This is a genomic window from Dokdonella sp. (assembly GCF_019634815.1).
In the GTDB taxonomy this organism is placed as follows: domain Bacteria; phylum Pseudomonadota; class Gammaproteobacteria; order Xanthomonadales; family Rhodanobacteraceae; genus Dokdonella_A.
Map to the genome: position 1 here is coordinate 63357 of NZ_JAHCAP010000018.1, position 12208 is coordinate 75564.

The window sequence follows — 12208 nt, forward strand, 5'->3', positions numbered from 1 at the left end:
ATCGAGCGCCGCTTGCGGAGCGACGTGCCGAACCAATGCACGAGTTGCTCGGACACCTCGTGCCGATCCAGCAGATCCAGGTGGTTCATGCCCCGACCGATCCATTGCCGATGCGGCGCAAATCGCAAGGTGCGACGGACATCGGCGTGTTGGCCCAGGGCACTGGCCAGCGGCACCAGCCCATCACCCGGCAAGCAACCCAAGGAGGCGCTGCTTGCCTGTGCGGTCACTGCGGCGATTGCATGACAGTGCACTCTTGCAGGCAAGGGCAGGATCCGCCGCGGATCGCCAGCGCGTGCGAAGCGGTCGCGACCTTGCCAATCCTCATCGAGCACATGATCGGCCAATCCCGTCGTTGCATCGATCCCCAGACGCGCGATTCTGCGCAAAGCCGAAGGCTGCAAATGGGCCGGTCTGGTGATGGCGTCAGATGAGTGCGCCCTGGCGCGGTTGCGGAATGCTCGATGCATCGAACCTCAACCGCAGCGCGTGAATGCAGTGGCGCGTTGCGCACACCATTGGTCCTCGCCTTGCGGCCGCGCGTGTTCGCCAAAACGGCGCTCGCGCAAGCGCATGCCGCCAGCGGCATCGCGCACCAGCAAGGTGCTTGCACGGGTACCGTAGTGGCCGCCATCGACAAAGATCGGCGCCAGCATGCGCTCGAGTTCGATGCCGACACCGGTGCGCGGCAACGATTCATCCACCGGCTGCTCATGATCGAGCAGCAGATCGAGTGCGGCCCCGTCATCGGCTGCGCCTGCATGCAGCCACTCTTCGAAGCGTACCTGCAGGCGCTGCGTCTTGGGCCAATGCGCACCGGGCGCACCATTGCTCACCACATGGATGCCGGCATCCAGCGCACGCGCAGCGCCGCCGGCGCTGCTGAGCAGTTGCACCTGCGCCGAGTCTGCGACGATGAGGTTGAACGGCCCGTAGTCACCGCTCACGGCATGCACGTCCTCGAGATAGCGCGCGGGCATGGCATCGCCGAGCACGAAATCACGCACCAGCGCACCCCGTGAACGCGGCGCGGTCGCCGGCAGGCCACTGCGCAGATTGGTGACCGCGGCGAAGCGGCCATCGCTGCGCGCGGCGAGCCAACTGCCGCCGGCGACCAGATCGCGTCCGCCGGCAACCCGAGCATCTTCAGGCCACGGTGCGGCCGCGGCGCTGGCGCGGCCATGAAATTCATCGCGGTTGGCGAGCAGCAGCAAGGGCCATCGCGCGACGACCTCGATTGCAATCAGGACCAGACACACGGCTTTCAGCCCTGCGCATCGAGCATCGCACGCAGGCGCTGCTGCAACGGCGACAGGCGCGCGCTGGCCGGGCTGAGCGCACGCGCCGCATCAAGCGCGCGCGCAGCGTCTTCGCGCCGTCCCTGGCCAATGCGTTGATCGGCCTGATCGAGAAAGGCATTGGCCAGGCGCTCGCGCAGGGATGGCAGTTCGGCATCGTCGGGCGCGATCTGCACGATCGCATCGAGCAGGCCGCGCGCGCGCTGCGGCGAGCCCTCGGTGAGTGCCTGCGCAAACAGGTTTTTGGCCCGTATCGGCAATTGCGCCAGCCCATCACGCGCCTGCGCCGAATGGCCATCGATTGCGAGTGCGGCACGGTACTTGTCGTAGGCGCTCTCGCCCGGCGGCACGATCAGGTTGCCGGCGGCTGCGGCACGCGCGGCCGCCGTGAGCAGGCGCTGGACTTGCGCACTGCGCGCGGGGCTGAGCACCACGTGCGCGTTGGCAATGTCGAGCCGCTCACGCAGTTCGCGCAATTCAATGCGCGCAGCGCGCAGATCGGGCAGATCAGGGGCGAGTCCGGCCGCGCTGCGGATGAGTTGTTCGGCCTCTCCCGGCCTGCTGTCGTCGATTGCGGCGTGCGCGCGCACCAGTTGCGCCTGGGCGAGCCGGCGCAAGCCCTCTCGCGCACGCGCATTGGCCGGATCGAGCTTCTGCGCCGCGCGCAACAATTCGAGCGCGGCATCATCGGCGCCGCTGAGCCGACCGTCGCGCGCCGCGGCATCGGCGCGATCGAGCAAGTCCGTGACCTGGGCCTCCTGCGCGAGTCGCGCGGCGTCGCGCGCACGCGTGATCTCGCCAAGCAGCTCGGTCTGGCCTGGGTAATTGGGCAGGATGCGGGCGATGTCGCCACTGCGCTCGCTCGCGGTGGCGAGATCGCCCGAAGCCAGTGCCTCGCGCGCTTGCGCGGCCAGCGCGTCGGCGCATTTGCGCAGGCCGGCTTGTGCGATCGCGTTGTCGGCGGCGCCGGCGAGCACCCGCTGATACAGCGCGGCGGCGCCCTCGGCACCGACGATGCGACCGCCATCGAGCGCAGCCGCAGCGGCATCAAGCAATTGCTCGGTGGCATCCTCGGCCTTGCTGCGCGCCTCGTGCTCGCGGATCGCCTGCGCCACGCGCTCGACCTCGATGCCACCGCCCAGCAAGTCGCGCGCAGCATCGAGCGCGTTTTGCGCAGCAGCGACATCGCCCCTTCCAAGCGCCTGCCGCGCCTGATCAAGCAGACGATGCGCGACATGGTCGAGACCACGGCGTGCAACCTCGTTGTCGGGATCCTGGGCGCGAGCGGCGAGAAACAATTCGCGCGCACTGTCTCCCTGGGTGCCGGTGAGCCGACCCGCTTCCAGCGCCTGCTGCGCACGCGACAAGGTGTCGTTGAAGCCCGTGCGCGGCAACAGGTGCCGTATGCCATCCTGATAGATCCAGGCCAAGCCGAGCAGGGCCAGCAGCGCCCCCGTCGCCAGCCAGCGCGCGTAGCGTCGCGGCGGCCTTGGCGAGGGCCGAATCGGCGCGCGCGCGCTGGCCGCGGGCGTGGTGGCGAGATCATCGATCGCACCGATGTGCGGTTCGGCGCGACCGTGGCCGGCCACTTGCAGCCCGGACGTGTCGGACGGATCCAGCGCATACATCGGCCGCAGGCCGTCGATGGGCGTGTCGCGGCGCGCGCTCACCGCCACGACATCCGCTGCCGGCTGGCTGCGCCATGCCTGCGCGCGCTCCAGCGCACTGATCGCCGCGACCAGTTCCTGACCGGTCTGGTAGCGATCCTCGGGCTGCTTGGCGAGCAGATGATCGAGCAGGTCCTGCAACGCACCCAGTGCCGCAGGCAGGCGCGGCAAGGGTTCGCTGATGTGCTTGATGCCCAGCGCGAGCGAATCCTCGGCGCGATAGGGCGCTTGTCCGACCAGCATCTCGTAGAGCACGATGCCGAGACTGTAGAGATCGGCGCGCCCGTCGACCGGCTGGCCACGCGCCTGTTCCGGGCTCATGTAGGTCGGCGTACCGACGATCGCGCCGGTGCGCGTCATGCGCATCGCCGCCTGCTGCACGCGCGCGATGCCGAAATCGGTGAGTACCGCCGAACCCTCTTCGCGCAACAGGATGTTGTCGGGCTTGATGTCGCGGTGAACGACGCCCCTCTCGTGCGCGTAGGCGAGCGCATCGGCGATCTCGCGCGCGATGCGCAGCGCCGTCGCGGGAGCAAGCGCGCTGCCATGGTCGGACAGGACCGGCCCGCCGCTCAGGTATTCCATCGCGATGTAGTGCCAGTCGCCCGCGTGGCCAACGTCGTGGATGCCCACGACATGCCGATGATGGAGCTTGGCGGCGATGCGCGCCTCACGCAGGAAGCGCGTACCGAATTCCGGATCGACGAGCAGCGCCGGTGACATCACCTTGAGCGCAACTTCGCGGTCGACCGATTCCTGGATCGCCAGGTAGACCGTGGCCATGCCGCCACGGGCGAGCTGGCGCACGATGCGGTAGCCGGGAATATCGATCACGTCGGGGACCTTGCGCTGGACCTGCCGCGCGGCCGCACGAAGTGCGCGCAAGCGGCGGCGCAGCATACCATGCAGCATTGCGCACTCCGTTCAGCCGACACGCCGTGCCTCGGTCACGTTGGGCACCGCAAGCAGTTGCGACAGCAAGGCGCTGAGCTGGCCGAAATCGGCGACCTTGAGCGTGTAGTTCATCTCGGCAACTCCGCGCCGCGCATCGACGCGCGCATTGAGCGCCACCACCTGGGCATTGGCCGCGGCGATCACGTTGCTGACATCCTTGTGCAGCCATTTGCGATCAAAGCCGCGCACCACGATCTCGACATCGTAGCTTTTGGCAGGACGTGCGCCCCATGCGACTTCGATCACGCGGCTGGCATCGCGCTCGCGCAGCGAGGCGACCTGGGCGCAATCGGCGCGATGCACCGAGATGCCGCGGCCGCGCGTGATGTAGCCGACGATCGCATCACCGGGCAAGGGCCGGCAGCAGCGCGCGAGTTGGCTGAGCAGGTTACCCACGCCTTCGATCACGACCGCGCCACCACCTTCGGTATTGCGCGGCGCGGCTGCAGGCGCGAGCGTCGCAGCCGACGGCAGTGAATCAGCCGACGATGCGGGCACACCCAGCTCATGCAGCGCGCGTGCGAGTTGGCCAGCAGAGACATCGCCGAGCGCGAGCGCGTGCAGCAGTTCGTCTTGGGTCTTGAGGCGGAAATGCTCGGGCAACTTGTCGATGTTGTCGGGCGGCAAGGCCAGGCGCTTGAGCTCGCGCTCGAGGACGGCGCGGCCTGCAGCGAGGTTCTGCGCGAGGTCGATGCGGTTGAACCACGCCCGCACCTTGTTGCGTGCGCGTGCGGTATGCAGGAATCCGAGCTGCGGCGACAGCCAGTCGCGGCGCGGTTCGGCCACCTTGCCGGTGAGGATCTCGACGCGATCACCGGTCGCCGGCTGGAATCCCAGCGGCACGATGCGGCCATTGACCTTGGCGCCCCGACAGCGATGGCCGACATCGGTGTGGATCGAATAGGCGAAATCGAGCACGCTGCTGCCCTGCGGCAGGTCGATCACGCGGCCCTTGGGCGTGAGCAGGTAGACGCGATCCTCGACCACTTCGGTGCGGAATCCCGCCAGCAGCGCGGCGTCGTCCTCGCCGGCTTCGCGGCTCTCGAGCAATTGCCGCATCCAGGCGATCTTGCGCTCGAAACTGGCGTCGCCGCCGCCACCCTCCTTGTAGCGCCAGTGCGCGGCCACGCCGAGTTCGGCATGGCGATGCATGTCGTGGCTGCGGATCTGCACTTCCAGCGTCTTGCCCTCGGGCCCGACCACCGCGGTGTGCAGTGATTGGTAGTGGTTGCCCTTGGGATTGGCGATGTAGTCGTCGAACTCGCCCGGGATGTAGGGCCACAGCGAATGCACCACGCCCAATGCCGCGTAGCATGAGGCCACATCATCGACCAGCACGCGCAGCGCACGCACGTCGTAGAGCCCGGAAAACTCCAGGCCCTTCTTCTGCATCTTGCGCCAGATCGAATAGATGTGTTTCGGCCGGCCCGCGATTTCCGCGCGCAGCCCGGCCTTGCCCAGCGCCATGCCCAGTTCGCGCTTGGCGGTGGCAATCCACGCTTCGCGGTCGCCGCGGCGCTCATCGACCAGGTTGGCGATGCGGCGATAGACCTCGGGCTGCAGATAGCGGAAGGCAAGATCCTCCAGCTCCCACTTGAGCTGCCAGATGCCCAGGCGATTGGCCAACGGCGCATGCATGTCGGCGGTCAGATGCGCCTGCGCGCGCTGCTCGACCTCGGGCGCGTCAGTCAATGCGCGCATGCGCACGAGTTGGCGCGCAAGCAGGATGAAGACCACGCGCAGGTCGCGGATGATGGCGAGCAGCAGGCGGCGCAAGCCTTCGCTGCTGCCGCTGGCGCCATGCGCCGCGTGCAGCGCCCATACCCGTTCGGCGGCCTCCTGACCTTCGACCAGCGCGCGCACTGTGGCGGGAAATGGCGCGAGCATTCCCTCGGTCGAGGTTTGATCGAGCGAGCGCACCACGTGGAGGATGCACGCCGCTTGCGCTTCCTCGTCGACCCCCAGCTCGCGCAGCAACCCGAGACTGGCGACCAGCTGTGGCTGCGCATCAATCCAGGCCTTGCCGAGCGCACTGCCACGCTCGCTTGCGCCCACCACCGCCGCATGCAGCAATTGCGCCTCGGCACGCCCCGGCCATGACTCGAACCAGGTCTCCAGGCTCTGTGACGTTGGCGGTTTGTCATCCATCCCGGTCACGCTGGACTTGCAACACAATTGGGGAAAAAAATCGGCGCCCGCAGGCGCCGATCATCAAGAACTTGCCCGCGGCAATTGATTACGGCTCGATCATCCACGGGAAGCCGTAGCCGCCCGCGGAGTTGGGCGTCATGAACCCGAATGCGACGTCATCCCCGTTGAAACGGTCGCCACCGAGCTGCAGCGTCGCGCTCTCGAGCAGGATCGAGGCACCGACTGCGGGCGTTACGTAGTTCGGATGAGTGCCGATGAGATCGCGCACGACCGCCACATAGAACGAGCTGCTGCCGCTGCCCATCGGCGCGGGGTAGACGCCGAATTGGATCGACAGCGGTCCGTTGGCGAGCGGATAGGTCTGTGGATTGCCGCTGCACACGCCACTGCCCAGGCTTGCGGGAAGGCTCGTGAGCAGGCAGTACTGGCCGGTGCCGGCGACCAGCGACGCGTCATAGGCATCGACGATCTTGACCAGTGCGCCACCGTAGGCATCGGTGATCGTGGCTGAATCCAGCAACACCGGCAGTTCCGTCGTGCCCGTCGGCATCTGCGGTCCCTGCGGCGGCTGCGGGCCGGTACGCACGTCGACGCGGAACAGATAGGTGAACTTCACCGCATCGTGCGAATCGGTCCAGATGGTCCCTGCGCGCTGCGGCACGACCGGGCCGGCGCCAGCACCCGGACGCACGCCGGTCACGGCTGCGCAGGCTACGTCCTCGTCCACGGTTGCCGGCTGCGACAGGGTTGATACGCAAGGATTGACCGGCACCTGGCTCCAATCGGGCTGGTTCCAGTTGAAGGCCAACTGCGGATCAGGCGTCCAGTTGATCATGTGGCTGTAGTTGGTTTCCGCACCACCATCGAGGCCGTTGCGAAAAATGCCATCGGACAGTCCGGTTGCAGCCTCGCCAAGTGGACCGACGCCGTTGCAGACCAGCGAAGTCCATTGCACGCCCGTGGCATTGCGGTTGAGATTGAGCACGCCGCTGGAATAGTTGACCTTGGCCACATCCTGCGCCTGCGGAAACGTCCAGGGATGGACATTCGTGGCTGGCATGAAACTCTGGTCTTCATGCGCAGGAATCAGGCTGACCACTCCCGTCCCCAGCGGACCGGGATTTCCGCAGAACAGGAAGCCGTCGGTGAACACGCGCAACTGACTCGCGCCGGTGCCGAGCTGCGAATAGGTGATGCCTGCGGTTGGCGAGGCCACCGGCAACAGCGGGGTCTGCACGGACAAGCTTGTCTGGTTTACGGTAATCGATGCGGCGCTTTGCGTCTGCGCATCGGCAATCAAGGAAACCGGAGCCACGGCTACGGCAAGGGCACTCACCACATACAACTTCACTGACATGCGTCGGGTCTCTGAACCTGGGAATCGATGGCCAGGCCGGGTCCGCGCACAAGCACCATGCACGGACACGGGAATACAGCCATCTCGGCTGGCGTTCGGCAAGCCACGACGCAGGCTACCGCCTGCAGAGCTCGTGCTACACTCGAACGGCTCACATTCTAGCGGTTCGCGCATGCGCGCGCACCTGTTAAGTTCGTGTTAGACAAGGACTTTTGTTGCTGCGGCCCGTTTCGCCGCGATTTTGCCGGAACCTCTATGCGACCGATCTCGAGCCTTGCCCTCACCTGCCTGCTGACCCTCGCCGCCTCGGCCGGCGCCCAGACCACGTCGCCAACGCTCGAAGAACGCATGTCGCAGGCCGAGTTTCACGCTGCCGGCCTCGACAAGCTCTCGCCCGAGGAACTGGCCCAGCTCAATGCCTGGCTCAGCGCGCATGGCGGCGGCGTCCGTTACGTGAACTCGGGCGGCGCGCAGGTGTTTGATACCGATCAGGGTGAGCGCAACGTGATCGAGTCCTCGATCGATGGCAGCTTCCTCGGCTGGAACGGTCGCACCGAGTTCAAGCTCGCCAATGGCCAGCGCTGGGCACAGAGCGAATCCGGGCATTTCGATGCCGGCCGCATGGACAGCCCCAAGGTGCGCATCAAGCCGATGATGCTCGGCAGCTGGCTGATGGTCGTCGAAGGCTGCGGCTGCAGCGTGCGCGTACGTCGCGTGCAGTGAGCCCGGCATGAGCTCGCCCGGTGCAGGCCATCCGTGGTCATGCGCACCGGGCCGACTCCCGGTCATCAGCGCAGACCGCTCCCGTTCGCCAGCGCGCGCTGGCGGCGCTTGCTTGTGATTGGCTCAGGGCAACGCCCGACGCCCAGCTGCGCTTGTCGATCCTCAAACACCGCTCAGGAAACCATCACGCCTCAGGCCTTGAGCGCCTCGACCAGCTTGGCCAAGCGCTTGGGCGACACCGATTCGCGCGTGCCCAGTTCCTGCGCAAAACTCGACACGCGCAGTTCCTCGACCAGCCAGCGCAGTTCCTCCACGCGTGGATCGCCATCATCACGAGCGCGCGCCTTGAGTACTTCGCGCCAATACAACTGCACGCCGAGCATGCGCGCCTGATCGCGCGCCGGGTCCTGGCGCAGCCGCTGCGCGCGCAGGCTCATCGCCTTGAGGTAGCGCGGAAACTGCGCGAGTCGCTCGCGATCCAGATCGCACAGGAAGCGGGGCGCGAGCAAGGCGTCGAGTTGCTCGTGGAGATCGTCGTAGTTGGCCTTGGCAAAACCCATCAGCGGGGGCTCGAGCAAGGGCCGCAACTCGGCGAGTGCGGCAAGGATCGCCTCGGCGAGCGCGAGACGTTCGATCGCCGCGGGAAACAGCTCGCGCGCGATCGCTTCGCGCAGCGCCTCGAAGGCAGCGCGATCGCGCACCGCCAATTCATGTGCGGCAAGTCGCTCGCGCAGTGCGCCTTCGATGAGATCCGTGCGCAGGCTGTCGCTGCTGGTCGCTGCGGGTTTGCGCGCACGCGCATCCTTGAGCGCGGCATCGAGCCGATTGCGCTCGACCGCGACGCTGCGCAGCGACACCTCGCTTTTGATCGGCAATTGCCGCTGCGCCTGCTTGATCCGGTCGGCGAGGGTGCGGCGCAACAGCCGCTCGACGCCACGCCGGTGCGCGGCCAGCGCCTCGTCGGCGCGCTCGAACACGCGCAGCGCCACGCTCTCGCCCAGATCGACGAGTGCCGGAAATGCGGTCAGCCCGCTGGCCGAGACGATGCGCTCGGGGATCTCCTCGAAATCGAAACTTGCCACGTCCTCGCGCGTGAGCTCGACATCGGCGTGGTGCGAGAACGCCATGCGCGCGGCATCGGTCCAGTGCGACTGGATCGCCGCGAGGTCGCGGCCCTCGACCAGGGTCTGGCCACGCTCGTCGAACACGCGAAAATTCATCTGCAGATGCGCCGGCAGCGCGCCCACATCGAAGTCGGCCGCCGAAATCGCCACCCCGGTCACGCGCTGCAGATAGCGCGAAAGCACCGCCAGCAGCGGCTCGTCACGCGGCGCTTCGGCTTGCGTGAAGGCGCGCGCGAAATCGGGCGCAGGCACGAAATTGCGCCGCAGCGCACGCGGCAGACTGCGAATCGCCTCGGCGACCTTGTCCGCGAGCAGACCAGGCACCAGCCACTCGCAGCGCCGCGGCGGCACCGCATTGACGAAGGCGAGCGGTACCAGCAAGGTCACGCCGTCGGCTGCGTCGCCGGGCACGAAACGGTACGACAGGCCGAGCGCGTGACCGGCCACGTCGAGTCGCGCCGGAAAATCGGCGGCCGCCGCACCGGCACCGGCGTCGAGCACATCAGCGAGCGACCAGTGCAAGGCCGCCTGCTGCGCCGGCGTGGCGCGTCGATACCAGGCGTCGAGCGCGGCGCTGGTGCAAATGTCGGTCGGCAGCTTGCCGGCGAAGAAGGCCGCGAGTTCGGACTCTTCGCGCATGAGGCCAATGCGGCGCAGCTTGGCTTCGGTCTCGTGCGCCTGCGCGAGCACGCGCGCATTGGCGCGCACGAAATCAGCACGCGCTTCGATCTCGCCACGCGCCAGCGCCTCGCGCAGGAAGATCGCATGCGCCTGCGCCGGATCCTGCACGGAAAATTGCACCACCCGCTGCTCGGCGAGCAGGAGTCCGAACAGGCTCACCTGTTCGTGCGCAAGCACCGCGCCACGCTTGCGCGACCAATGCGGATCGCGCCAGGACTTGCGGATCAGGTGCGCGGCCTGCTGTTCGATCCATTGCGGCTCGACGCGCGCACACAACATGCCGTAGACCTTCTTCAGATCGATGATCTGTCCGGCCAGCAGCCAGTTCGGCGCGGACTTGGCCAGCGCTGAACCGGGAAAGATCGAAAAACGACGCTCGCGCGTGCTGCGGTACAGGCCGCGCTCGTCCTTGCGTGCGACCTGGGTTGGCCAGCCCGACAGCAGGCAGCGGTGGATCGCTTCGTAGGCGTCGCTCGTGCTTGCGCCCGGAATCGGCATCCGGGATTCGGCACTCGTTGAAGCGACCTTCCGCGATGGCGCGCCTTGTTGCGCGGGCGGAGCGCCACTGGGCTTGTCGACTTCCGGCCGGTCACCGTCTTGCAGGAGCAGCAACTGTCGATGCAGCTCGCGCCATTCACGCATGCGCAGAAATGACAGGAACCCATCGCGGCACCATTCGCGCAGGCCGCTCTGCGTACGTTCCTCGTGCGCGCTGCCATAGGCCGCCCACAGGCGCAGGATGCCGATGAAATCCGAGCGCGAATCGGCATGCCGGGCATGCACCGCGTCAGCTTGCGGGCGCGCGTCGGCCGGGCGTTCGCGCGGATCCTGCACGCTCAGGAAGGCGGCGAGCACGTTCAGCTCGCGCTGCACGCCGAGGTGCTTGGCTTCGATCAGCATGCGCGCGAGCGCGACATCGATCGGCAAGCGCGCCATCGCGCGTCCGGTTGCAGTCAACCGCCGCGCCTCGTCGAGTGCGTCCAGTTCCTGCAGGCGGCGAAAGCCGTCGCCCAAGGCACGCTCGCCGGGCGCTTCGAGGAACGGAAACGCTGCCGGATCACCGAGCTTGAGGTCGAGCATGCGCAGGATCACGCCGGCGAGCGAGGAACGCAGGATTTCCGGCTCGGTGAAACGCGGTCGCTGCGCGTAATCGTCTTCACCGTAGAGGCGATAGCAGATGCCCGGTCCGACGCGACCACAGCGCCCCTTGCGCTGGTCGGCAGCCGCTTGCGAAATCGGCTCGACGTGCAGCCGTTCGAGCTGGTTGCGCGGGTTGTAGCGCTTGACACGCGCGGTGCCGGGATCGACCACGTAGCGGATGCGCGGCACGGTGAGCGAGGTCTCGGCGACATTGGTGGCGAGCACGATGCGTCGCTGCGGGCCGGGCCGGAACACGCGGTCCTGCTCGGCGGCCGACAGGCGCGCATACAAGGCGAGCACTTCGGTCTCGCGGTATTTGCGCCGCGACAAGGCCAGATGCGTGTCGCGGATCTCGCGCTCGCCGGGCAGGAACACGAGGATGTCGCCGCGCGGATCGCTGCGCGTGATTTCGTCGATCACCGCGCCGATCTGCTCGATCTCATCGGGCATGCCAGCGCTGGCCGCCCCGGCTGCCGGATCGCGCCAGCGCACTTCGACCGGATGAGTGCGACCTTCGACCTCGATCACCGGTGCACCGCCGAAATGGGCGGCGAAACGCTGCGTGTCGATCGTCGCCGAGGTGACGATGAGCTTGAGATCGCGGCGCCTGGCGAGCAGCCGCTTGAGGTAGCCGAGCAGGAAATCGATGTTGAGGCTGCGCTCGTGCGCCTCGTCGAGGATGATCGTGTCGTAGGCCGACAACCACGGATCGCCCTGCGTCTGCGCAAGCAGGATGCCGTCGGTCATGAACTTGACCAATGCGTTCTCGTCGCCCTGATCGACGAAACGCACCTGGAAACCGACCAGGGCGCCGACCTGGGTGCCGAGTTCAGTGGCCACGCGGCGCGCGACCGTGCGCGCGGCAATGCGCCGCGGCTGGGTGCAGGCGATCATGCCGCGCGCGCCACGCCCCGCGGCCAGGCACAGTTTGGGCAGTTGCGTGGTCTTGCCCGAGCCGGTTTCGCCGGCGAGCACGATCACTTGATGCTTTTCAATCAGCGCAACGATTTCCTCGCTGCGCGCGGCGAGCCAACTGCCGCCGGCGACCAGATCACGGCCGCCAACGATGCGCGCGTCTTCGTTCCACGGTGCAGCCGCGGCGCTGGCGCGGCC

7 protein-coding genes are annotated in these 12208 nt (G+C 67.4%); 2 read left to right on the plus strand and 5 right to left on the minus strand.

Annotated features, from left to right (window positions below):
• The first annotated feature begins 35 nt into the window (after positions 1-35).
• Positions 36-434: a hypothetical protein gene (locus KF759_RS10055; protein ID WP_291225058.1), complete on the plus strand. Its 399-nt coding sequence runs from the start codon at positions 36-38 to the stop codon at positions 432-434.
• A 42-nt stretch (positions 435-476) separates the two neighbouring features.
• Here the strand turns inward: KF759_RS10055 and KF759_RS10060 are convergent, their stop codons facing one another.
• The 4 genes from KF759_RS10060 to KF759_RS10075 form a co-directional block, all read right to left on the minus strand.
• Positions 477-1259: an NRDE family protein gene (locus tag KF759_RS10060; RefSeq protein WP_291225060.1), complete on the minus strand. Its 783-nt coding sequence runs from the start codon at positions 1257-1259 to the stop codon at positions 477-479.
• 5 nt (positions 1260-1264) lie between these two features.
• Positions 1265-3877 carry a serine/threonine-protein kinase gene (locus KF759_RS10065; RefSeq protein WP_291225062.1) on the minus strand — a complete coding sequence of 871 codons (2613 nt, stop codon included), beginning with the start codon at positions 3875-3877 and terminating at the stop codon, positions 1265-1267.
• A 12-nt stretch (positions 3878-3889) separates the two neighbouring features.
• A complete protein-coding gene (locus KF759_RS10070) occupies positions 3890-6067 on the minus strand; it encodes a bifunctional (p)ppGpp synthetase/guanosine-3',5'-bis(diphosphate) 3'-pyrophosphohydrolase (RefSeq protein WP_291225064.1) in 2178 nt (725 codons plus the stop codon).
• Between the two features lie 88 nt (positions 6068-6155).
• The gene (locus KF759_RS10075) at positions 6156-7427 is read right to left on the minus strand and encodes a hypothetical protein (RefSeq protein ID WP_291225066.1); all 1272 of its coding nucleotides are present in this window, start codon (positions 7425-7427) and stop codon (positions 6156-6158) included.
• Between the two features lie 255 nt (positions 7428-7682).
• Here KF759_RS10075 and KF759_RS10080 point away from each other — a divergent pair, with 255 nt between their 5' ends.
• Complete coding sequence (locus tag KF759_RS10080; RefSeq protein WP_291225068.1) at positions 7683-8150, plus strand: hypothetical protein; 468 nt, start codon at positions 7683-7685, stop codon at positions 8148-8150.
• Positions 8151-8341: 191 nt separating this feature from the next.
• Here KF759_RS10080 and hrpA read toward each other — a convergent pair whose 3' ends face one another.
• Positions 8342-12163 (minus strand): ATP-dependent RNA helicase HrpA, encoded by a 3822-nt coding sequence (gene hrpA / locus KF759_RS10085; RefSeq protein WP_291225070.1) that lies wholly within the window; start codon positions 12161-12163, stop codon positions 8342-8344.
• Positions 12164-12208: the final 45 nt, after the last annotated feature.

Excerpts from the sequence above, each read along its gene's own strand:
- KF759_RS10055 (WP_291225058.1), top strand. The coding sequence starts at position 36 with ATGCACGAGTTGCTCGGACACCTCGTGCCGATCCAGCAGATCCAGGTG.
- KF759_RS10065 (WP_291225062.1), bottom strand. The coding sequence starts at position 3,877 with ATGCTGCATGGTATGCTGCGCCGCCGCTTGCGCGCACTTCGTGCGGCC.
- KF759_RS10075 (WP_291225066.1), bottom strand. The coding sequence starts at position 7,427 with ATGTCAGTGAAGTTGTATGTGGTGAGTGCCCTTGCCGTAGCCGTGGCT.
- KF759_RS10070 (WP_291225064.1), bottom strand. The coding sequence starts at position 6,067 with ATGGATGACAAACCGCCAACGTCACAGAGCCTGGAGACCTGGTTCGAG.
- KF759_RS10080 (WP_291225068.1), top strand. The coding sequence starts at position 7,683 with ATGCGACCGATCTCGAGCCTTGCCCTCACCTGCCTGCTGACCCTCGCC.